Source organism: Streptomyces spiramyceticus, assembly GCF_028807635.1.
Lineage (GTDB): Bacteria > Actinomycetota > Actinomycetes > Streptomycetales > Streptomycetaceae > Streptomyces > Streptomyces spiramyceticus.
Genome location: NZ_JARBAX010000002.1, coordinates 278,543 through 302,004, shown reverse-complemented (window position 1 = coordinate 302,004; position 23,462 = coordinate 278,543). Strand labels below are relative to the sequence as shown.

At 70.6% G+C, this 23,462-nt stretch carries 14 protein-coding genes; 4 read left to right on the top strand and 10 right to left on the bottom strand.

Annotation, left to right across the window (positions count from 1 at the left end; genetic code table 11):
- Positions 1–107 precede the first annotated feature (107 nt).
- Positions 108–623: a DedA family protein gene (locus PXH83_RS24910; protein WP_274563317.1), complete on the top strand. Its 516-nt coding sequence runs from the start codon at positions 108–110 to the stop codon at positions 621–623.
- A 200-nt stretch (positions 624–823) separates the two neighbouring features.
- Complete coding sequence (locus tag PXH83_RS24905; protein ID WP_274563316.1) at positions 824–2,689, top strand: AfsR/SARP family transcriptional regulator; 1,866 nt, start codon at positions 824–826, stop codon at positions 2,687–2,689.
- A 197-nt stretch (positions 2,690–2,886) separates the two neighbouring features.
- Here PXH83_RS24905 and PXH83_RS24900 read toward each other — a convergent pair whose 3' ends face one another.
- Complete coding sequence (locus PXH83_RS24900) at positions 2,887–3,525, bottom strand: sensor domain-containing protein (protein ID WP_274563315.1); 639 nt, start codon at positions 3,523–3,525, stop codon at positions 2,887–2,889.
- Between the two features lie 181 nt (positions 3,526–3,706).
- On the opposite strand from PXH83_RS24900, the gene PXH83_RS24895 reads away from it, so the two are divergent.
- Together PXH83_RS24895 and PXH83_RS24890 are read left to right on the top strand one after the other, a co-directional pair.
- Positions 3,707–3,961 (top strand): hypothetical protein, encoded by a 255-nt coding sequence (locus tag PXH83_RS24895; protein ID WP_274563314.1) that lies wholly within the window; start codon positions 3,707–3,709, stop codon positions 3,959–3,961.
- Between the two features lie 70 nt (positions 3,962–4,031).
- Positions 4,032–4,742 carry a DUF4097 family beta strand repeat-containing protein gene (locus PXH83_RS24890; protein ID WP_274563311.1) on the top strand — a complete coding sequence of 237 codons (711 nt, stop codon included), beginning with the start codon at positions 4,032–4,034 and terminating at the stop codon, positions 4,740–4,742.
- Positions 4,743–4,806: 64 nt separating this feature from the next.
- On the opposite strand, the gene PXH83_RS24885 is transcribed toward PXH83_RS24890, so the two are convergent.
- The 9 genes from PXH83_RS24885 to PXH83_RS24845 are packed head-to-tail and all read right to left on the bottom strand — an operon-like array spanning position 4,807 to position 23,449.
- On the bottom strand, positions 4,807–5,823 hold the full coding sequence (locus tag PXH83_RS24885) for a serine hydrolase domain-containing protein (protein ID WP_274563309.1): 1,017 nt from the start codon (positions 5,821–5,823) through the stop codon (positions 4,807–4,809).
- The gene (locus tag PXH83_RS24880) at positions 5,816–16,444 is read right to left on the bottom strand and encodes a non-ribosomal peptide synthetase (RefSeq protein WP_274563308.1); all 10,629 of its coding nucleotides are present in this window, start codon (positions 16,442–16,444) and stop codon (positions 5,816–5,818) included. The genes PXH83_RS24885 and PXH83_RS24880 overlap by 8 nt, the downstream gene beginning before the upstream one ends.
- On the bottom strand, positions 16,422–17,723 hold the full coding sequence (locus PXH83_RS24875) for an MFS transporter (protein WP_274563306.1): 1,302 nt from the start codon (positions 17,721–17,723) through the stop codon (positions 16,422–16,424). Before PXH83_RS24875 ends, PXH83_RS24880 begins: the two co-directional genes overlap by 23 nt.
- Positions 17,711–18,634: a TauD/TfdA family dioxygenase gene (locus tag PXH83_RS24870; protein WP_274563305.1), complete on the bottom strand. Its 924-nt coding sequence runs from the start codon at positions 18,632–18,634 to the stop codon at positions 17,711–17,713. Before PXH83_RS24870 ends, PXH83_RS24875 begins: the two co-directional genes overlap by 13 nt.
- Entirely contained in the window at positions 18,631–19,416 is a 786-nt protein-coding gene (locus PXH83_RS24865) for a 4'-phosphopantetheinyl transferase family protein (RefSeq protein WP_274563303.1), read from the bottom strand. Before PXH83_RS24865 ends, PXH83_RS24870 begins: the two co-directional genes overlap by 4 nt.
- Before the next feature lie 7 nt (positions 19,417–19,423).
- Positions 19,424–20,359, bottom strand: coding sequence for a TauD/TfdA family dioxygenase (locus tag PXH83_RS24860; protein ID WP_274563301.1), 936 nt, complete (start codon positions 20,357–20,359; stop codon positions 19,424–19,426).
- 30 nt (positions 20,360–20,389) lie between these two features.
- A complete protein-coding gene (locus PXH83_RS24855) occupies positions 20,390–21,175 on the bottom strand; it encodes a thioesterase II family protein (protein ID WP_274563300.1) in 786 nt (261 codons plus the stop codon).
- A complete protein-coding gene (locus PXH83_RS24850; protein ID WP_274563298.1) occupies positions 21,168–22,499 on the bottom strand; it encodes an MFS transporter in 1,332 nt (443 codons plus the stop codon). The genes PXH83_RS24855 and PXH83_RS24850 overlap by 8 nt, the downstream gene beginning before the upstream one ends.
- On the bottom strand, positions 22,496–23,449 hold the full coding sequence (locus tag PXH83_RS24845) for an ornithine carbamoyltransferase (protein ID WP_274563296.1): 954 nt from the start codon (positions 23,447–23,449) through the stop codon (positions 22,496–22,498). The genes PXH83_RS24850 and PXH83_RS24845 overlap by 4 nt, the downstream gene beginning before the upstream one ends.
- Positions 23,450–23,462 lie beyond the last annotated feature (13 nt).

Below are 23,462 nucleotides of genomic sequence, written 5' to 3'. Positions count from 1 at the left end.
ACCGAGGGCCGGAGGTATGGCCTGCCCTACCCCAGGACTCGGTCCAGCGGTCGTGATTGGCGCGGCTCCGCACGGTTGTGTTGGGGGACACGAAGAGGGGGCCCGCAATGATGGTCTGGCTGACCGAGCATACGGTGATGTACGGGACCTGGGGCGTGCTGGCGGCGGTTCTGCTGCTGCCCGCGCTGGAGTCGGCGCTGCCCTTGCTCGGCACGCTGCTGCCGGGCCAGACCGCGGTGGTCATGGGCGGGATGCTCGCCTGCCACGGACAGGTTCCGCTGTACGCGACGCTGGCCATGGCTCTCGTCGGCGCGGTGCTCGGCAATGTCGTCGGCTTCGCGGCCGGGCGGCGCTGGAACACCCGTCTGCTGGACCGGATACCGCAGCGGTTGCTGCGCCCCCGGCACACCGCCCGCGCCCTGTCCCTGATTCAGCGCGGCGGCGGGCGTGCGGTGTTCGTGGGCCGGTTCACGGCCGTGCTGCGCACGCTCGTACCGACCCTGTGCGGGATGTCGGGGATGTCGCTGCGCTCCTATCTGGCCTGGTCCGTTCTGAGCAGCGCGGTGTGGGCGCCGGTCTTCGTACTCGTCGGGTACGGCATGGGCAGTGCTCCGGTCCTGTGAACGACGAGACCGAGGCTGCAGCGTCCTGCCACCGCAGCCACCTGCCATCCGCAGCTGCTGACATCCCAGGTCAGCGGCTCGAAAGATGGGCAGCCGGGACGTTCCAGCACTCCGGCACCACCATCGAAATCACTGGGGGACTCATGGATTTCCAACTTCTCGGTCCGGTGGAGGCGAGAGAAGGTGAACGGCGCATCCCCATGTCAGGGGCGAAGATCCACACGGTTCTTGCCTCCCTGCTGCTGGCGAGGGGAAAGGTCGTCACCGACTCCCGCCTCAGCTCGCTGCTGTGGGGCTGGGACCCTCCCGCCACGATGAACGCGCAGATCTACACGTACATCTCCAGGCTGCGGAAGCTGCTGGGCCCGCAGGTGGAGCTCGTCCGCCGGCAGCCCGGCTATCTGATACACACGCCCACGTCCCGTATCGACACCATGGAGTTCGAGCGACTGCACCGGCTGGGCCGGGCCGCGCTCGCCGAGCGGCGGTACGAGGACGCGGACGAGTTGCTGCGCGGCGCGCTGAACCTGTGGCGCGGCCCGGCGCTCGCCAATGTGACGCCCCACCTCGCGGACGCGGAGCTGCCGCAGCTGGAGGAGACCAGGACCGCCGCTCTGGAGCACCGCATCGAGACGGATCTGGCGCTCGCCAGGCACCAGCAGCTGATTCCCGAACTCACCGGTCTGGTCGCGGAGTTCCCGGTACGGGAGCGGCTGCGCGCCCAGCTGATGACCGCGCTGTACAGGTGCGGGCGGCAGGCGGACGCGCTGCACGTCTACAACGAGGGCCGCGAGGCGCTCGCGGAGGAGCTGGGAGTGGATCCCGGCGCCGATCTGAACGCCACGTACCAGTCCGTACTCGACGGCTCGCTCGCCCTCGCACGGGATCCGGCGTCGGTCACGACATCCGCACCGCACGGCTCGCACGCATCGCACAGCGGCGAACCGGCGGCCGCGGGCACGGTGCCTCGCTCCCAGGAGGCGGCCGTACCCGCGATGCTGCCTGCGGACATCAGCGATTTCACCGGCCGTGAGGGGGAGTTGGCGGGTCTGCTGGCCAGGCTGGGTCCGCCCCCGCAGGGAGAGCGGCAGTCCTCGCACTTCCGGCCGCAGCGGCTGCTGATCACCGGCATGGCGGGGGTGGGCAAGACGGCGCTCGCCGTCCATGCCGCGCACGCCGCCGCCCGGCACTTCCCCGACGGACAGTTGTACGCGAACCTGTGCCACACCGACGGCAGGCCCAAGGACCCGGCCCAGGTGCTTCTGCAGCTGCTCCGGGCGCTCGGTGAGCCCCTGGCACGGGCGGCCGAGCCGGGCGGCCCTGTCGGCGACCTGGACGAACTGATCCGCCTCTACCGCACCCGCACCGCGGGCAGGCGGCTGCTCATCCTGCTGGACAACGCGGTGAGCGACCTCCAGCTCGGTCCGCTGCTGCCGGGCACCATGACAGCCGCCGTGCTGGTGACCGGACGTACGCGCCTGAGCGCGGTGGCCGGTTCGCACACCACGGTGTGCGCGCCGATGGACCGGGGCGAGTCGCTGGCCATGCTGGCGGCGGTCGCCGGGGTACGGCGCATAGCGGTCGAGCCCGATGCGGCCGACGCGATCGCGGCGTGCTGCGGCGGGCTGCCGCTGGCGCTGCGGATCGCCGGTGCACGGCTGGCCTCCCGCCCGTACTGGTCAGTGACCCGGCTTGCCGGGCGGCTCGCGGACAACGGCACCCGGCTGCACGAGCTGCGCTTCGGCGACCTCGATGTGCGGCAGACCCTGCGGTCGTCGATGCGCCGCTTCACGGTGGCCGAGCACGAGCTGTTGCGCGAACTGGCGGCGCTCGGGCGCAGCCCGTTCCCGGCGGGCGCTGCGGCGGTGCTTGCCGGTCTGCCGGAGTCTGCGGCGGAGGAGTTCCTGGAGCGGCTGGTCGACGTATCGATGCTGGACATGGCGGGGGTTGACGCGTCGGGGCTGCCGCAGTACCGGTTCCACGAGTTGGTGCTGGTGTACGCGCACTCGCTGCCGGGTGCGCGGCCGGTCAAGGAGCCGGCGGGCAAGGGCGTTTCGGTGCAGTAGCAGGCCGGTGCAGTAGCAGGCCGGTGGGGTTCGGGGCTGTGCCCCGGGCCCCTTCCCCTGCGCCCTGGCGGGCGTGGGGTGCAGCCTCTTGCCACCGCAGGCTGCTGCCAGGCGACACTCCGGACACGCCTCTACGCCGCCCCATTGAATGGATCAATGTGAGCGACGTGGAGGGGAGGCGGAGGGCAGTGCCCGGATCAGGTGAGGAACGTCCGGGCCCAGTACGCCCGGAACCCCGCGACGACCGTCAGGGCGTAGGCCGCGGCGGGGAGCAGCACCAGGCCGAGCGCGGCCATCGCCCATGCCTCGGGGTAGGAGGTGACCAACCACTGCTTCAGCGCCATGACGGACTCGCCGTGGCCATAGGCGGCCAGCATGTACGGGGTCGCCATCAGCCCCACCGGCACGGTGAATGCGAAGACCACCGCAAGCAGGTCCAGCGGCCACAGCACGGTGACGAAGAGCAGTGTGTAGGCGAGCTCGCGCCAGCTGGCGGGCTCCCGGAAGCGGGTCCAGCACCACTCGCGCAGGCCCGGCCTGTCGGGCTCACCGTGTGGAGTGCGGGCGGCCCGCCGGTCGAGGAGGCACAGCCGCCGCCGCTCGATCGCGCCCATGGGTACGCCCGACAGGAACGCCGCCATCAGCAGGGGCACTCCGACGACCACGATCGCGAGCGCTCCGCCCACCGCGACCGCGGTCACGACCGCGATCAGGCCGAGCACACCCACCGGGGTGCTGCTCAGCAGATAGGCCACCGCCCGCCAGGGCCAGGAAGTCAGCAGGAATGTGGGGCGCCGCAGTGCCGCCCAGACTGTTTTCGATGCCTTGGATGCCATGAGTCCACCGTAGAAATCACGTGGTCACCCTGCCCAGCAGCCCAGTTCTACTTCGGGGGTATGCCTGGCCCTACCCCGAAGACTCGGTTCCGCCGCAATGTGCCGGCCCCCCTGCTGACGGTTTCGTTGTGTCAGCAGTCGGAGCGCCGCGATCGCGGGGCCAAGTCATCCGGGAGTGCAGATGGTGGCAGTCGAGAACACCCAGTGCTTTGTCGAGGCGGACGGACCGCGTTCCGTGGTGTCCGGTCGGCTGCCGGCAGGAGTGGACGGGCTGACCGTGGTGTTCTCCGGCCCGCTCCCCGGCACAGGCACCACTCGCTCCGTCGTACGGGCTCAGGTGTTCGGCCGGGTGTGGATCGCCCGGACTCCGGGCTCCTTCGCACACGCCACCCACCGGGCAGCCGGCCGCACCGTGACCCGCCACCTCGATTCCTGACCCTGCACTTCGATTCCTGACCCCGCACTTCCCAGCAGACAACGCAGAATTCTCAGAAGAAGAGGCCACCATGAAGCTCAGCACCCGCCACCTGACCGTCGTCGCCGCCGCCGTCACCACCGGTTTCCTGCTCACCGGTTGCAATATCGACGAGGAGGGCTCCAAGAGTTCCAGCTCGTCGTACGAGATCACGGACAAGGTCACGGCGCTCCAGGTCAAGACCCCGGGCGGCGACATCGAGGTCGTCGCCGGTGACGGGGACACCATCAAGGTCACCGAGAAGCTCACCTACAGCGGCGACAAGCCGAAGACCGAGCACACCAGCTCCGGCGGCACCCTGCGCCTCGGCGTGGGAGAGGGCTGCGCCAAGGACGGCGAGGCATCCAAGTGCAAGGTGGACTACACCCTGGAGGTGCCCAAGGCCGTCGCGGCCGAGCTGGACAGCCGGGGCGGAGACGTCGATGTGACCGGGCTCGCCGGCGCGCTGACCGTGAAGGCGGGCGGCGGCAAGGTGACGGCCGACCGGCTCGCGGCCAAGCGGCTCACAGTGGATGCCAACGGCGGTGCGATCAATGCCAAGTTCACCGCAGCGCCGGAGACCGTGGACATCAATACGCACTCCGGGAATGTGACGGTGCAGGTACCGAGCGCGGAGGCGTACGCCGTGAAGGCCACGAGCAAGGGCGGCTCCGAGAAGGTCTCGGTCAAGACGGACCCGGCGTCCAGCCGCAAGATCACGCTGCACACGGACGGCGGCAATGTGCAGCTGACCTCCGTGTGAGAGACGACGGTCGCGACCGTCAGCGGGCCCGGCACTCTTCCCAGTGCCGGGCCCGCCTCGTGTGTCAGTGGCCGGGTTCGAGGGCCGCCGTGAGCAGGGACTGGACCGCCGGCGGCACCCGCAGGTTCCCCCGGGTGCGCGGACTCATCATGTAGACGGCGCGGCGCCCCAGGTCCCGGGTGGCCCCGATGCCGCAGAGGTATCCGTGGACGACGCCCGCCATGCCCCACACCGTGGTGCCGCCGGGCAGGACCATGCTGTCGAGTCCCGCGCCGCAGAAGGCCATGCCGCCCCTGATGTACGGGACGTCCGGGACACGGAACATGTGCGCGAGGCTCTCCGCAGTGAGGAGTTCACCGCCGAACAGGGCCGTCAGGAACCGGTCCAGATCGGGGACGGCCGAGATCATCTCGCCCGCGGCGCCGTGGATCGTCGGGCTGTGTTCCGTGATGTCGGCCCCGTTCTCGTACCCATGGATGTGCGGTGCGGGCATGGTGGGGTCGGCGCCCGGCAGCGTGGTCGCGGTCAGCCCGAGGGGGCGCAGGATGCGTTCCTCGATCTCCTGCGCGTACGGGCGTCCGGTGAGCTGCTCGACGAGCATCCCGGCCACCACATAGTTGGCACGGGTGATCTGCTGCCGGGTGCCGGGGACGAAGGTGAGCGGCTCCCGCACGGCAAGGTCGATCAGCTGTGCGGGGGTGAAGACGTCGAAGCGGTGACGCAGGAACCAGGTTGTGTCGTTGTAACGGACGTCGCTGTCGTCGGCGAGCCCGCTGGTGTGGTCCAGGAGCTGGCGTACGGTCACGGGCGCCCGGAGCAGCCCGGGCAGGTGGCGCTCGACCGGTTCGTCCGGGCCGATCAGGCCGTCGTCGACCAGTCCGAGCACGACCGCCGCGACGAAGGTCTTGGTGACTCCGCCGATGCGGAACCTGTGGTCGTGGCGGGCCGGTTCGCCGGTGGTGAGATCGGCGACCCCGGCCGCCGCCGACCGGGCGCCCTCCGGTCCTTCGACCCGCAGAAGAACGGCGGTGGCCTCGTCGTCCGGGCGCCTTCCCACGGCCTGTGCGAGCGCCTCATTCACCGGATGCCGCCCGTTCCACCGGCTCATCGTCGGCGTGCGCCCAGGTGGCGATCATCTCCCCCGTGCCGAGGCCGCCGTCCGCCCGTCGGACGGCGTCCGCGACGAAGGTGTTGACCTGTTTGCCGTTCTCGGAGTTGGTCAGCACGATGAGGCCCTCGCCGCTGTCGACGCGGGTGAAGGTGCCGACGCGGTAGCCGACAGTACGGCCGCCGTGGCCGTACTCCAGATCGCCTCCGGTGGTGTCGACGACGGTGCCGAGGCCGTAGAAGCTGCCGGGGTGCCATATCGTCAGCATCTGCTGCGCCAGCGGGCGGCTCAGCAGGGTGCCGGGTTCGCCGAGGTACGCGCGGCGGATCTCCAGCGCCACCTTGGCCAGATCCTCGGCGCTCGCCCACAGGCCGCCGGCCGCGACCTCGTTGCGGACGCGCCAACGACCGGGTATCGGCGTACCGTCGGGGTCGTGGCCAACAGCCACCGGGACGGGTGCGACGGCGGGGCGGTTCTGGTCGAAGGTGCTGTCGGCCATGGACAGCGGGTCGAGGACGAGGCGCCGCATCATCGCCTCGAAGGGCTCTCCGGTGACGTCGATGAGCAGCTGCTCCAGGACCGAGAAGTTGATGTTGCTCTTCTTGAAGACGGTGCCCGCAGGGTGCTCGGCGCACACCGGCGCGTTGGTGGCGGGCGGGCGACCGCCGAGGATGTCGGGGATCTCCGGCATGAGTTCGGTGGGCAGGTAGTTGGTCGGGGCGACATGGCTGAGGCCCGCCTGATGGCTGACCAGCTCGCGCAGGGTGATCCGGGCGCCGTCCGGGACTTGCCATGTGGTGAGGTACCGGTTGATGTCCGCGTCGAGGTTGAGCACACCGTCGCCGACCAGCTGGAGCACGGCCAGCATCGTGACGTGCTTGCTCACCGAGGCCACCTGGAAGGCTGTGCGGGGGGTGACCGGTTCGGGGCGGTCGGCGGCCGTCACTCCGTACCCCTCCACAGACACCACTTCGCCGCCGCGCAGCAGCGCGATGCTCACGCCGGGGACGTGGTGGGCCGCCATGACCTCCTGGAGTTCACTCCGGGAGATCCGCGGTACGGGGACGGCCCGGGCCGGCTCCGCGGTCGGATGTACGTCGGTCGTCATGCCCTGTCCTTCCGTCAGCGAGTCGACGGCCTCGGCCAGGTCGGCCAGGGTGTCGTACTCGTACAGCATCCGCAGGGTCAGCGGCAGACCGCGGCGGCGTGCCGCGCCGATCACCCTGATGACCAGCAGGGAGTCCCCGCCGTAGTCGAAGAAGTTGTCGTGCGTGCTCACCCGCTCCAGGCCGAGCACCTGGGACCAGATCTCGGCGATCGCCCGCTCGACGGGGGTGCGCGGGGCCAGGCAGGTGCGGTCCTCGGCCCGTTCGGGCGCCGGGAGGGCGGCCCGGTCGGGCTTGCCGTTCACTGTGAGCGGGATGCGGTCGAGTGCGACGAAAGCGCCGGGGACGAGGGCCGCGGGCACGGTGGCGGAGAGCCGGCGGCGCAGCCCGGCCGGCTCGGTGCCGTCGGCCACCACGTAGGCCACCAGACGCTGTTCGCCCCGGCGGTCCCGCCACGGGACGACGACCGCGTCCCGTACGCCGGGCACGGCGAGCAGCGCGGCTCTGGTCTCCGCCGGGGCGACCCGCACACCGTTGATCTTGACCTCGTCGTCCGTCCGTCCGGCGTACTCGATCGTGCCGTCCGGCAGCACCCGCGCCAGGTCGCCGGTCCGGTAGAGGCGGGCGCCCGGCGGACCGTATGGATCGGGTACGAAACGGTTCGCGGTCAGGTCCGGCCGGCCCGCGTAGCCACGCGCCAGCCCGGCGCCACCGATGTGGAGTTCACCGGTCACCCCGACCGGCACTCTGCGCATGTCGGCGTCCAGGATCCGGGCCCCGGCGTGCGGGAGGGGACGGCCGATCGGCACCGGTCCTGCGGCGAGGCCGGACGGGACCCGGTACGCGGTGGCGTCGATGGTGCATTCGGTGGGGCCGTAGGTGTTCCAAAGCTCCACGGCCGGACACAACGCCTGGAAGTGCCCGGCGAGTTCACCGTCGAGCTGCTCGCCCGCCGAGCACAGCAGCCGCAGCGCCGTGCATGCGGCCCAGCCCTCCGTCTCCACCAGGAGGCGCAGCACGGACGGCACCACCTGCAGCACCGTCACCCGGTGGTCGGCGACGGAACGCAGCAACGCGGCCGGGTCCCGTTCCACCCCGGCCGGCGCCAGCACCACCGCACCGCCGCAGACCAGCGGGGCGAACAGCTCCCAGCCGGCGGCGTCGAAGCCGATCGACGTCTTGTGGAGGATGCGGTCGGCGGGGCCGAGGCCATGTTCGCGGACCGTCCAGGCGACCCGGTGCGCGAACCCCCGGTGGGTGATCTGGACGCCCTTGGGGCGGCCGGTGGAGCCGGAGGTGTGGACAACGTACGCGAGGTGCTCCGGATCGGTCTCCCGGGCAGGCGGCGTGGCCGGGTAGGTACCGAAGGGCGCGTCCTCCAGGAACAGGGTCCCGGGGTGGTCGAAGCCCTGGGGCGCGTTCTCGCGCCGGGTCAGCAGGATCCGCGCGCCCGCGTCCGCGAGCATGAACTCCAGCCGCTCGCGCGGGGACGCGGGGTCCAGCGGGACGTACGCCCCGCCCGCCTTCCACACTCCGAGCAGGCACGCCACCAGGTCCGGCTCCCGGTCCAGGAGCACGCCCACGGAAGTCCCGGCGGTCACGCCCCGGGCACGCAGGTGGTGTGCGATGCGGTTGGCGCGGGCCTCCAGCTGTGCGTACGAGACGGTGGTCGCGCCGTGGACGACGGCGATCGCGTGCGGGGTCCGGGCGGCCTGCTCCTCCCAGAGGGCGGGCAGGGTGGACTGCGGGCCGGTCCGGTACGCCGGGCGGCCGAGCCCTGCGAGCAGTGACCGCTCGTCGGCGGAGAGGAAGACCTCCTCGCCCGCATCCCCGTCGGGGTCGGCCGCCATGGCTTCGAGTACCTGTCGGTACATCGCCCCGATCCGCTCCGCGGCGGCGGGGCTCAGGACGCCGGTGCGGCTGCTGAGGGCGAGGTGTCCGGCGAGTGTCGTCACGGCGAGGTCGAACTCGGTGCCGCCCTCGGCGAGCGTCGGCGCCACGTCCACCAGCTCCTGGTCGACCTGGTGGAAGTCGAGGTAGTTGAACGACACGCCGACAAGGCGGCGGCCGCCCGCCATGCGCTGCATCTCCGGCATCGGGAAGCGGCGGTGCGGCCAGAGCTCCACCTCACGGCCGAAGACCGACCGCACCAGGCCCAGCCAACTGCCCGCCGCCCGGCTGCGGTCGTGGACGAACGGCACGGTGTTGAGATACATGCCGTGGACTCGGTCCGCGCCCACCGCCTCCGGCCGGGCGTCGCAGACGAGTCCGGTGGTGAAGGAACGCTCGCCGGTGAGACCGCTCAGCACCTTGAGGTGAGCGCCGAGCAGCACACTCTTGAGCGAGACCCTGGCCCGGCTCGCGAGGGTACGCAGTCCGGGCTCCAGGTCGTGAATCGGGATGCGGAGCCTGACCCGGCTCTCTCCCGCAGGCCCGTCAGGTTCTCCCCAGCCGGCCGGCAGCGAGAACGTGGGGTGTTCCTCGACGGTCCTGGCCCAGTAGGCCCGGTCCTCGTCGGAGGCCAGGGCGCGCTGCTCGGCCGCGATGAAGTCGGCGTACCGGACCTCGGGCTTGTCGGCCGGTTCCATGGCCTCGGCACGCCCACCGTCGCGGAACCGCCGGTAGCAGTTCAGCAGCTCCATCAGGAGGTTGTAGTGGCTCCAGCCCTCGGTGATCGCGTGGCAGCGGACCATCGACAGCCACCATGCCCCCTCGCCCTCCAGGTGAGCGGCGAGGCGGAGCAGCGGCGGAGACGAGAGCGCGAACGGGCGCGAACGCTCGTCGGCCTGGAAGTCACGGAGGGTCTGGTGAATGTCCAGGGACGTGGCGTCGTGCACGGACACCGGAATCTCGGCGGTGGGATGTACCAGCTGCACAGGAACGGAGAAGGAGTTGAGGTCGAAGGAGGTACGGAGCACCTCATGCCGCTCCACGACCGTGCGGGCGGCAGCGAGCAGGGCGGCGGGCTCGAAGGGCAGCGCGTCTCGAATACGGAACGACGTCACGCTGTGGTATCGGTGCAGCCTCTCGTCGGCCAGCATCTCGACCACCATGCCGGTCTGGGTCTGCGACATCGGATACGCGTCGACGAGACCGGCCGGCAGCCGCTCACGGTCCTCGTCTGCAAGCAGCTCGAACGGCGTCACCGGGGCCTTTACGGCCGCGGGTGCGCGATCCGCGACGAGAACGGCGAGAGCAGCGACCGTACGGCAGTCGAAGACGTCCCGTACGTCCAGATCGAACCCGGCCGCGCGCAGGGCGCCGACGAGGGCGACGGCACGGATCGAGTCGCCGCCGAGATCGAAGAAGCTGTCCTCGGCCCCGACGCGTTCGCGCTCCAGGACCTTGCGCCAGGCTGTGGCGATCTGCTCCTCGGTGTCGGTACGGGGGGCGATGTAGGTGTCCTGGGCGGTTTCGGTGGGGGTGGGGAGGGCGTGGCGGTCGATTTTGCCGTTGGCGTTGAGGGGCATGGCCTTCAGGGCGGTGAAGGTGGCGGGGATCATGTAGTCGGGCAGCCTCAGCGCGCAGTGCTCGGCGAGGTCGTGCACGGGTTCGCTGGACACGTAGTAGGCGGCGAGCTGCTTGTCGCCGCTCTGCGGCTGACGGGCCGTGACGAAGGCCTCGCGTACGGCGGGGAGTTCGGCCAGTACGGCTTGGACCTCGCCCAGTTCGATACGGAAGCCACGGACCTTGACCTGGTCGTCGGTCCGGCCCAGGAACTCCACATTCCCGTCCTCGCGCTGCCGCACCAGATCACCGGTCCGATAGAAACGGGCACCCGGCTCGGCGGCGTACGGGTCGGGCAAGAACCGCTCGGCCGTCAGATCAGGGCGGTTCGCATAACCACGCGCCACACCCGTACCACCGACATACAACTCACCCGCGACCCCGACCGGAACCGGCTGCAGCCACCCGTCCAGCACGTACATCGTCATATTCGGCAACGGCCTGCCGATCGGCAGAACCTCCGCAGCGGTATCGGCCGGCACCTCGAAGACGCAGGTGCCGACGGACGCCTCGGTCGGACCGTACTCATTGACCAGCCGCGTCTGCGGAGCAAGAGCACGCCACCGCTCCAGCGTCGCCCGCGAGAACGCCTCGCCCGCGACGACGAGGACCGGGGCGAGTGCGGCGGCATCGGGGGGCGTGAGCTGGTACGAGAGCACATCCAGGTGGCCAGGGGTGAGCTTGATGAAGCTGTACGGACCCCCGGCGGCCAGGTGGCTGCCCAGATCCGCCATGTCCACACGCTGCGAAACCGTGTGCACCGCCTGCCCGGCCACCAGCGGCGCCCATAGATTGGGCACGACCAGATCGAAGGCGGCGGACGAGAACAGCGGTGCGCCGCCCGTCCCCTGCGACGCCAACTCCCGTGCGGCCCAGGCCACATGGTTGACCAGGCCCCGATGATGAACCTCGACACCCTTCGGCGTACCGGTGGAGCCGGACGTGAAGATCACATACGCCAGCCGGTCCAGATCATCGACCCGTGACGGCGCCGTAGCAGGAAAATCCTCCACGGACGGACGGTCCTCGTCGAGCAGCACCTTCGCACCAGAGGTCTTGACGATCGCCGCCACCCGCTCGGCCGGATACGACGGGTCGACCGGCACATACGCAGCCCCCGCCTTCCACACACCAAGCAGCGACGCGATCAACTCCGGACCACGGTCCAGCTTCACCGCCACCCGCGACTCCGCAACCACCCCCCGCGCCCGCAGACAGTGCGCAATCCGATTCGCCTCGGCATCCAACTCCCCGTACGAGACCGTCACGTCCCCGCTGCGTACCGCCACCTCCTCCGGAGCCTTCGCCACCTGCGCCTCGAACAACTCCAGCACCGACGCCGGCTCCGCCTCGAACGCCGTGTCGTTCCACTCCACCAACTGACGCCGACGTTCCTGCTCCGGCAAATGCGACTCCCACGCCGACCCTTCGGGATCCGCCGCCATCGCCTCAAGCACCGACCTGTACAGCGCCGCCACCCGGGCCGCGTTGGGCCGGCTCAGGGCGTGAGTGTTGGTCTTCAGGCCGATGCGCCGGGAGATCGTGGTGACGGCAAGGTCGAATTCCGTCGTCCCGGGTGCCATCACGCTGTCCAAGTCGACCGCGTCGCTCTCCAGGCGGTCGAAGTCCACATGGTTGATCAGCACGTCCACCAGTCGTCGGCCGCCCGCCACGCGCTGCATCTCCGGCATGGGGAACCGCCGGTGCGGCCAGAGCTCGGCCTCCCGGGCGAAGGCCTGCGCGACGAGTTGGCGCCAGGTGCCGGCCGTCCGGCCAAAGGCGAGCGGAACGGTGTTGAGGTGCATGCCGTAGATGCGGTCGGCCTCCACCGCCTCGGGCCTGGTGTGCACAACGACGCCGCTGGTGAACTCCCGCTGGTCGGTGAGCGTGCTCAGCACCTTGCCGTGCGCCGCGACCAGCACGCTCTTGAGCGAGGCACCGGCCTTCGCGGCCAGGGCGCGCAGCCCGTCCTCCAGGTCGTCGAAGGGCACGGACACCCAGAAGTGCTCGGCCGGCCGGTCCGGCTCCCCCCAGCCCTCGGGGAGTGTGAACCTCTGAGGGCCTGCGATCGTCCGCGTCCAGTAGGCGCGGTCCTCGTCGGAGGCCAGCGCGCGCAGTTCCCCGGCGATGGAGTCGGCGAACCTGACACCGGGCGGCGTGTAGGGAGCCGGTTCCCGGCCTTCGCGCAACCGTCGGTAACAGGCGAGCAGTTCCTGGACCAGGGAGTGGTAGCTCCACCCTTCCACGATGCCGTGGAACTCGGTCACCGACAGCCACCAGCCGCCGTCCACCAGGTGTGCCGTCAGCCGGAACAGCGGGGGTTCGGCGAGGTCGAAGAGGCGGGCCTTCTCCTCGGCGTGGAAGGCACCGAGACTCCGCTCCACCTCTTCGGCATCAAGTCCGCGCAGATCACGCACCACCACCGGGATCTCCGCCGTCGGATGCACCAACTGCATCGGCACGGAACAGGACTTGAGGTCGAAGGATGTACGGAGTACGTCGTGCCGTTCGACGACCACTGCCGCGGCTGTCCGCAGCGCGTCGAGGCCGAACGAGACCTCGTCGCGCATCCGGGTGGAGGCAACGTTCTGGTAGTTGCTGTGCCGGTCGTGCGCGAGCATGTCGACGACCATGCCGATCTGCGTCTGCGACATCGGGTACGCGTCAGCCAGCTCGGCCGGCAGCCGCTCACGGTCCCCGTCGGCCAGCAGCTCGAACGGCTCCACCGCCGCCTGTACGACGGCGCGCTCCCGCCCTGCCACGAGTCCGGCCAGCCCGGTGATCGTGCGGTGGTCGAAGATGTCCCGTACGGCAACGTCGAACCCGGCCGCCCGCAGGGCGCCGACAAGGGCCACCGCCCGTATGGAGTCGCCGCCGAGGTCGAAGAAGCCGTCCTCGACGCTCACCCGGTCCAGGCCGAGCACCTCCTGCCAGACCTCGGCGATGCGCTCCTCGACGGCGGTGCGCGGGGCGATGTACGCCCGGTCGCTGCCCAGAGCGTCCTGACCAGGGGCTGGCAGGGCGCGCTTGTCGAGCTTGCCATTGGTGGTCAGCGGGAGCCGGTCGAGCGCGACGAAGGCCGAGGGGACCATGTACTCGGGCAGCGAGGCTGCCAGATGTGCCCGCAGCTCGACCGGCCTCGGAGCGTGATCCACCGGTACGACGTACGCCACCAGCCGTTCGTCACGTACGACGACGACCGCGTCCCGCACCGCCGGATGCCCGGCCAGCACGCTTTCGATCTCACCCAGCTCGATGCGGAAGCCGCGGATCTTGACCTGGTCGTCGATCCGTCCGAGGAACTCCAGACTCCCGTCCGGGAGCCGCCGCGCCAGGTCACCGCTCTTGTACAGCCGCGAGCCCGCAGGACCGAAGGGGTTCGGCACGAAACGCTCGGCGGTCAGCTCCGGACGGTTCAGATAGCCACGCGCCACACCCGGGCCACCGACATGAATCTCCCCCGGCACCCCGATCGGCACCAAACCACCATGACCATCCAGCAGATGGACGGTCAGGTCGCCCAGTGGGCGGCCTATGGCATTGCCTGCTCCGACCAGCAGGTCCTGCTCATTCAGCCGGTGGTAGGTGGTGTGGACGGTGGTCTCGGTGATGCCGTACATGTTGACCAGGGCCGTCCTGGCCAGGCCGAGCCGGTCGGTCCACGGCTTCAGCTCGGAGGCCTCCAGCTTCTCGCCCGCGAACACCACTGCTCGTAAACCGAGTTGATGCTCCCCCGCTGCCGCGACCAGACCGCGGAAGGCGGACGGCGTCTGGCTGAGGACCGTCACCTCCTCCTCCACCAGCAGGTCCAGGAACTCCTCCGGCGAGCGGGTGACCGTGAACGGCACCACGACCAGACGTCCGCCGTGCAGCAGCGCACCCCACATCTCGAAGACCGACACATCGAAGGCGTACGAGTGGAACAGCGACCACACATCGGTCTCGTCGAAGGCGTAGTGCTCCTGCGCGGTGCTGAGCAGCCGCACCACATTGGCGTGGGTGAGGGCAACGCCCTTGGGCTTCCCCGTCGAGCCGGAGGTGTAGATCGTGTAGATCAGGTTCTGCGGGCTGCCCTCCACCGCCGGATCACTGTCCGGCTGAGCAGCGATCAGCTCCGCATCCCGGTCCAGAAGGACCAGCTCACCCTCGTACCGGCCCTCCAGAACACCCGCCACCGCCGACGTGGACAGCACCACCCGAGCCCCGGCATCCTGCACGATGTACGCCAGACGGTCCGCCGGATTCGCCGGATCCAGCGGCAGATAGGCCGCACCGGCCTTCAGCACACCGAGCAACGCAGGCAACAGCTCGATGCCCCGCTCCAAGCACAGACCGACCAAGTCCTCCGGGCCCACACCCCTGGCACGCAACAGATGGGCAACACGGTTCGCCCGGGCATTCAACTCCCCGTACGACAACGTCTCCCCACCGAACGTCACCGCCCCGGCATCCGGCGTACGCCCCACCTGCTCCTCGAACAGCTCATGCACCCGGCGCCTGGCGGAACTCCCGCCCCGCGGTCCGGCGGCCTTCAGCAGCGCCGTCCGTTCCTCCTCGCCGAGGATCTCGAGCCGGGACAGCCGGGTCTCCGGCCGGGTGACGGCGGCACCGAGGAGACGTACGAAATGGCTCACCATCCGCTCGGCCGTCGCACGGTCGAACAGCGCCGTCGCGAACTCCAGCCGCGCGGACAACGCCCCGTCCCGCCCCTCGTTCATCACCAGGGAGAGGTCGAACCGTGCCGGGGGCTCGGCAGGCGGGATGCCCGTCATGGAGACGCCCGGCAGTCGGTAGTCGTCGACCGTGTCCTCGCGCAGGGTGAACAGCACTTGGAAGAGCGGGGTGCGCGACCTGTCGCGCTCGGGTTCGAGTTCCGTGACCAACTGGGGGAACGGAACATCCTGGTGCTCGAAGGCGTCGAGCACGGTGACGCGGGTGGCGGAAAGCAACTCGTCGAAGGCCGGGTCGCCGTCGAGGCGACCGCGCAGGACGAGGCTGTTGATGCCGTAGCCGAAGAGGCGCTGCCATTCCGGGCGGTTCCGTGTCGACAGCAGGGTGCCGACGGCGATGTCGTCGGCGCTGGTGTACCGGGCCAGAAGTGCCTGAAAGGCGGTGAGCAGCACGGTGAAGGGTGTCGTTTCGTGCCGCTTGGCCAGGTCGCGTACGGCGTCGGCGAGTTCGGCCGGCAGGTCGCGGACCACCGAGTCGCCCCGGTGGTCGCGTACGGCGGGTCGGGGCCGGTCCGTCGGCAGGGCGAGCTGGGTGAGACCCGCCAGTTGCTGCCGCCAGTACTCGAGACGGCGCTGTCCGCCCTCGCCCGCGAGCTGCTCGCCCTCCCATGCCGCGTAGTCCGCGTACTGGAAAGTGAGCGGCTCCGGGCCATCCGCCGGGCCTGCCGCGTACAACGCGCTGATGTCTTCCGCGAAGAGGTGCGCCGACCAGGCGTCGCAGGCGATGTGGTGCACGACCACGATCAGTACGTGTTCGTCGGCCGCGCAGCGGAGCAGATGTCCGCGGACCGGCCATTCCCGCTCCAGGTCCACGGGGCGCTTGGAGGCCCGCGCGATACGCTCCCGTACCGCTGCCTCCCGTTCCGTGTCGGCGAGCCGTGAGAGGTCTTCGACAGGGAGTTCCACCGGGCGCACGGGGTCGATGACCTGGACAGGCTCCGTGCCCTCCCATACGTACCGGGTGCGCAGGATCTCGTGCCGCGCCAGGAAGCGGTCCCAGGCCCGGGCAAGGGCCGGGACGTCGAGAGGGCCCCGCAGCCGCAGGGCCAACGGGACCAGATATTCGGGGCTGTCGGGTTCCAGCCGGTTCAGGAACCACATCTGCTGCTGGCCGTGGGAGAGGCGCAGCGGGCCGTTCCGGTCGGCGCGGGCCGGGTCCCTTCGCTTGTGGCCGCGGCGCTTTCCGGCGAGTCGCCGCCTGAGCAGTTCGGCCCGGAGATCGTCCCGGTCACCGTGCGCGCTCGTGCCCATGCTCGGTCTCCCTTGTCTCGGTGGACTTGTCGGTCGTGGCGGCGTGTTCGCCCCGCAGCGCCGGTGTCGTCGTCGCGGTCGTGGCCAGTGCCAACATGGCGCCGCCGAGCAACAGGAAGACGGGGGCCGCGCCCCAGGAGGAGAGGGTCAGACCCCCGAGCAGGACGCCCAGCACATTGGCTCCGGTGGCGACGAGGTGCGAAGTGCCCGCGACCCGGCCCTGGAGGGCGTCGGGGGTGGTGCGGACCTGATGGACGGCGGCGGCGACATTGAAGACGCCGGTGATGTATCCCGTCCCGGCGAACAGGACACCGAGTACGAGCGGCTGGCGGGCGAGGGCCATGGTGGTGATCAGGGCCGCCCAGCCGAACAGTCCGGCGACAAGGACGGTGCGGAGGCTGATCCTGCGCTGCCACCAGCTTCCGCTCAGCGCCCCGGCGATGCCGCCGATGCCGCCCGCGGCCACGATGAGGGCGACGGCGGTCTGGGGCCGGCCCGCCTCCTTGACGAGCACGAAGAGTGCAAGCGGCAGCACCTGGAGGAGCAGGTTGCTGCCAGCGACAAAGGCGAGCGCCGCGCGCAGGAAACGCTGCCGCCACAGCCAGCGCAGTCCCTCCGCGAGTTCGGTGCGCAGGGACTTCGGCGGTGCCTTCCGCTGCTGTTGGAAGTCCTTGCGGATCAGCAGCAGACTGCCGAGCGAAGCAAGTCCGGCCGCCGCCGAGAAGAGAAAGGGCGCCCAGCGGGCCGCGCTCTGCAGCAGTACGCCGCCGGGCTGGCCGAGCAGCACGGCAGCGCGCCCGCGCGCCTCGTTCTGCGAGAGGGCGGCCGCCAGTTGGCCGGCGTGGACGACATTGCGTACGGCTCCGCGCTCGGCGAGGCGGTACAGGATCGCGAGGCTGGTCTCCAGGAACGCAGCGGCGGCCAGCTGGACCGCGGAGAACCGGCCGGTGGCCAGCGTGACCGCGACGCTGCCGAGCGCCAGGGCCCGGCCGCTCTCGCAGATCATCATCAGCCGCCGCCGGTCCCAGCGGTCGACGAGGACTCCGGCGGGGAGCTGCACCAGCAGCAGCGGCAGCAGGGCGGCGAACGACACCGCCGACATCACCAGGGGCGAGTCGGTGTGCCAGAGCACGATCAGCGGATACGAGACCCCCGTGACCCTGGTGCCCAGGAGGGACACAGCGGCGCCGGACCACAGCAGCAGGAAGTCGCGGTTCCGCCGCAGAGGGGCCGGCCCGTCCGCTGTCGCCTCGCGCGCACCGGCTGTCAGCCGTCCCACGGTTCGGCCATGGCGACGGCTATCTTGCGGGGTCCGGTGAACGGTTCGCGGCCGTGCGCGGCAAGCATGTTGTCGACGACGAGCACGTCGTCGCGCTGCCAGTCGAAGCGGGTGGACGCGGCCCGGTAGGCGGCCCGTAGATGGTCCATCACCTCGTCGGGGATGCGCCCGCCGTCGCCGTAGTACGTATTGGTGGGCAGGTCCTCCTCGGCGAAGATCTCCCGCAGGCCCTCCTGGACCTCCGGGGCGAGCGAGCTGACGTGGAAGAAGGTGGCGTGGTTGAACCAGACGCGGCTGCCGGTCTCGGGGTGGGTGTGCACGGCCCGGCGTACGGCGGTGGTGCGCAGTCCGCCGTCCGGCCGCCAGTGCGGTTCGATGCCCTTGCCGCGGCAGTACTCCTCGACGGCGTCCCGTTCGTCGGTGCCGAATGCGTCCTGCCACTGCACACCGAACTCGGCGTGGAAGTTGCGGACGACCCGCCAGCCTCTGCGTTCGAACTCCTCCCGCACCCCGGGGTCGATGTGCCGGTAGACCTCGCGGATGTCGGCGAGCGGGGTGGCGCCCAGCGTGTGCGCCGGCTCGATGCAGAAGAAGTACAGGGTGCGCGGCCAGACGGCCTGGTAGGAGTTCTCGTTGTGGAGGAAGATCTCCTCGCCCTGCGGGTAGTCGGTCGACGTGTAGACCTGCCCCTTGATGGTGGAGCGGGGTGACGAGCGTTCCGCGTAGGTGAGGGGCGCTGAGCCGGAGAGGACGCGGACCACCCGGTCGAATCCGTCCACGCCGCCGACCTCGAAGCCGCGCAGCAGGATCGCGCCCTGCTCGGCGAGGACAGTGCGCAGCTTGTCGCGGTTCTCGGTGAGGTACGCGTGGATGGGGGTGCCCGGCGATCCGGTGAATTCGGTGGCGGTCATGCGGCGTGGGCTCCTTCCTTCTCGTTGTGGTGGCTGTCGTGGTCGTGGATCTCTTGGAGGTAGTCGCGCAGCCGTACGGGGCCGGTGCTCGTGGCCTCCCGGGCGAGCGCGGCGAAGAGTCCGGGCGCGGTCGGCAGGTTCTGGACCAGCCAGTTGTCCGGGCCGTTCGGTTCGGTGTGGATGACGCGGACGGGTCCCTCCGCGGCCGGCCGTACATCGATCGAACTCAGATCGGCGGCGATGCCCACGCCGCTCGCCTTGACCACGGCCTCCTTCCTCGTCCAGCAGCGGAAGAAGACGTCCAGCCGCCGCTTCTCGTCCTTCTGGGCCCGCATATGTGCGAGTTCACCGTCGGCCAGCACCAGCGTGGACGAGCCCTCGACGTCCACGGCCCGGCCGTCCTCGATGTCGGCCCCGACCTGGCTGCCGACGGCGACGGCGACCAGCCAGTGCGAGCCGGACCGGGAGAGGTTGAAGTCCAGTGCGGTGTGCGGCCAGTCGACGCGTGGCCGGCCGTGCTCCGGGTGGGCGCAGCGGGGGCAGGGCTGCCGCCCGAGCCTGATCCGCTCGGGCGGCACGCTGAGATACCCCGCCAGGATCCGGCGGAGAGCGGCGTGCGCTCCCGCGTACCGGACCGCGGCCCGCTCCGACCTGCGTCGCACGATCTCCAGTTCGGCGGCGGAGAGCAGGGCGGCGTCCCCGGGGTCCAGCAGGTCCGGCGCCCGGCCCTGCCAGATGTGGACGCCGTCCTGCGTCCGCAGACGCTCGTATTCGGCAGTCATGGCGTCATCAGTCCGACATCGCCACCAGCACGCGGCGGTCACCGGTGAAGGGCCGGCGGCCGTGGGCAAGCAGCACGTTGTCGATGAGGAGCAGGTCGCCGGTGCGCCAGTCCACGTCGACCGCGTTGTCCAGGCCCCGGTCGCGGATCTGGACGACGTACTCCGCGGGGATCGGGCTTCCGTCGGCGAAGGTGACGTTCTGCGGCAGTTCGTCCTCGGGGAGGATCTGGGAGAGGGCGGCCGCGGTGTCGTCACCGAGGCCGGCCGGGTGCCACTGGTCGGCCTGGTTGAACCAGCCCTCGGTGCCGGTGAGCGGGTGCTTGGTGGTGGACGGGCGCACGGACTCGACCCGGATGCTGCCGTCGGCCTTCCACTCCCAGGTGGCTCCGGTGCCGTCGAGGAAGGACTCCACGTCCTGGCGCTTGTCGGTCTCGAAGGTGTCCTGCCAGCTCTTGCCGAGGCCGTAGCCGTCGTGGAGGTTCTGGACGTAGCGGACTCCGCCCGCGAAGGCGTCCCGGATCTCGGCGTCGAGGGAGCTGAGCCACAGTTCCGAGTCGACGACGGGCGTGGCACCACCGCCGCCGGGCTGGATCTGGCAGTAGAAGGCCAGCCGGGCGGGCCAGGCATGGGCGTAGCTCATCTCGTTGTGCATCGAGATGGTGAATTCCTGCGGGTACTCGGTCGAGGTGTAGACGTTGCTGCCGACCTTGGTGCGCGGTGAGTTGCCGTGCACATAGGCGAGCCGGTTCGGCAACAGCAGGTCCAGGACTGCGTCGAGTTTGCCAGGTGTGACCCCGAACCCCCGGAAGACCAGGGCCTTCTCCTGCGCCAGCAGGCTCCCGAGTTCGTCACCGAGGTCTTTGAGCCGGTCGGTGAGCTCCTCCGTGCCGCCGGCGAGCTCCGCCTCGATCTCCAGCGGCGTCCAGATCTGCTCTTCGGTCATGGGCCGATCCCTTCACTATTCAATGACTGTCTAGGGGGAAGCTATGAATTTTCTATTTCGCCCCACGCCTTCCAGGCGTTGAGTGATGTCGGTGGTCAACTCCGCCTCGCACGGGGCGAGATAGAAGTGGTCGCCGGGGAAGGCCCGCAGCGCGAAGTCGCCCGCGGTGGTCAGCTCCGCCCAGGCCATCACGTCCTCGCGCATCCGGCCGGAGCCGGGGTCGTCATCGCCGATGTACGCCGTGACGGGCGCGCGGAGGGGCGTGGGGTGTTCGGGGCGGTAGGACTCGATGAGCCGGTAGTCGGCGCGCAGGGCGGGGAGCAGCAGCTCCCGCAGCTCCGGGATGTCGAAGACCTCCGAACCCAGGTCGCCCAGGCTGCGCACCCCTGCGACCAGCGCCTCGTCGTCCCCTTCGTGCAGCCCGCTGGTCCTGGCCCGGTGCGGCGCGGCCCGGCCGGAGACCATCAGCCGGGCGGTGGTGGTGCCGTGGCGGGCCTCCAGGCGGAGCGCCACCTCATAGGCGACAGCAGAGCCCATGCTGTGACCGAACAGCGCCACCGGCCGGTCCAGATACGGAACGAGGGCGTCGGTGACCCGGTCGGCGAGGACCGCCATGTCCTCGACGCACGGCTCGGAGAGCCGGTCCTGCCGGCCGGGGTAGCGGACCGCGAGCAGCTCGATGTCCATGGGCAGCCGGGCCGGCCAGCCGTGGTAGAGCTGTGCGGTGCCGCCGGCGTGCGGGAAGCACACCAGCCTCAGCCGTGGCTCGACGGCCCTTCGATGGATGCGGAACCACACGGCTGCAGTGTCAGTCATGGGCCTTCCCCCCGTCGTTGTCATGTTCTCCGAGGTCCCGATCGTCGTTTTCGAGGCCCCGGCCGTTGTATTTCGCGGGCGCGGCGGCGTCCTCGGTACGGAGCGCCGGGCTCACCGCGGCCGCGAGCGCGAGGGCAGCCATCGCGCCACCGGTCAGCAGCACCGAGTCGGCGGCTCCCCAGAGTTCGAGGGCGAGTCCTGCGAGCAGCGCGCCCAGTGAGTTGGTGCCGGAAGAGATCAGATTCGCCGTACTGGCGACGCGGCCCTGGAACTCGTCGGGCGTGGTGCGGACCTGGTAGACGGCGGCGGCGACATTGAAGACCGCGCCGACCAGGCTCGTACCGGCGAACAGCAGTCCGAGCAGCAGGGGCTCGGCGTTGGTGAAGGCGATGCCCGTCATCAGCGCCGCCCAAGCGGCCAGGCCGCCGATGAGGATGGCGCGCTGGCTGCACCGGCGCAGCCACCAGCCGCCGGTGAGCGCGCCGAGCATGCCGCCGATGCCGCCGCCCGTCACGACGACGGCGAGGACGGCCTCCGAACGGCCCTCGTCCTTGATCATCAGGATCACGGCGAGGCTGAGCACCTGGAAGAGGGCATTGGTGCCGGCCACGAAACCCAGTGCCGTACGGAGGAACCGCTGCCGCCACAACCAGCGCATGCCCTCGGCGACTTCCCGGTGCAGCCGCTGCCGCTCGCCCGTCCGCTCCCCCTGGAAGTCCTTTCTGATGAACAGCAGGGTCAGCAGCGAGACGAGATAGGCGACCGCGCCGAAGACGAAGGGCACCCAGCGCACCGCGGTGTAGAGCAGGATCCCGCCGGGCTGGCCGAGCATGCCGGCCGCGCGGCCCCGCGCCTCGTTCTGCGCGAGCGCCTGCGGCAGCTGCTCCTCGGGCACCACATTGCGTACCGCCGCCCGCTCCGCCAGCCGGTAGAAGACGGTGAAACAGGACTCCACGAAGGCCACGGCGGCGATGTGCGCCACCGAGACCCTGCCGGTGAACACCGCCGCCGCGACCGACCCCAGCGCCAGCGTCCGCCCCGCCTCGCAGACCACCATCAGCCGCCGCCGGTCCCAGCGGTCCACCAGCGCTCCGGCGGGCAGTTGCACGAGCAGCGCCGGCAGCAGCGCGGCGAAGGTCACCAGGGACATGGACATCGGCGACCCGGTGTGCCAGAGCACCAGCAGCGGATAGGCGACCGCGGTGACCCTGGAGCCGAGGAAGGACATCCCCGCGCCGGACCACAGGAGCACGAAGTCCCGGTTCCTGCGCAGCGGGGGCGGCGACGGCCTGGCTTCGGCCGCAGCCTGCGGGGCGAGGGTCACGGCTGCCGCCCGTCCGCCCCGCCCGGGCCCACCGGTCCGCGGCGGCACCATTCGAGCACGGCCATTGCGCTGTGCATCTTGTTCTCGGCCTGGCCGAAGGCAAGGCTCGCCGGCCCGTCCAGGACGTCGGCGGTGACCTCGTCGCCGCGGTGGGCGGGCAGGTCGTGGAGGAAGACCGCCTTGGGGCTGTCCTCCCACAGCGCCCGGGTCACCTGGAAGGGTGCGAAGATCCGCCGCCAGTCCGGGTCGGGCTTGGTGCTGCCGGTGGTCTGCCAGCGCGTGGTGTAGATCGCGTCCTGGCCGGCGGGCAGGCCTGCCATGTCGTGGCGCTCGCGGAACCGGCTGCCGTAGTGGGCGGCCTGTTCCTCGGCGCGCTTACGGAACCGGTCCTCGAGCCCGTAGCCGGGCGGCGTACGCAGCTCCAGCTCCGCGCCCGGGAACCGGGTCAGGGCCAGCGCCAGGGCGGACGCGGTGTTGTTGCCCTCGCCGATGTAGAGGACGCGCAGCCCCTCGATCCGGCCGAACTGCTGCAGCAGCGTGGTCAGATCGGTGAGCGCCTGTGTGGGGTGTTCGTCGGCGCTCATCGCGTTCACCACGGACATCCGGTTCTGGGCGGCCCAGGCCCGCATCTCGGCCGGGTCGTCCGCGGTCCGGGCGACCAGGACATCGAGCATCCCGGACATGACCCGGCCGGTGTCCTCGCTGCTCTCACCGGTGTTGAGCTGCAGATCCCCGGGGCCGTACGAAACGATCTGCGCACCGAGGCGCAGCGCGCCGGCGGAGAAGGCGGTACGGGTACGGGTCGAGGTCTTGCTGAAGTAGATGCCGACGACATCACCCTCCAGCGGGCGGGCCCCGCCCCGGCCGTCGGCCGAGAACTGGGCGCCGCGGGCGACGACGGACCACAGGTCCTCGTCGCTGAGGTCGTCGACGGATATCAGATGGCGCACGGCAGACGTCCTT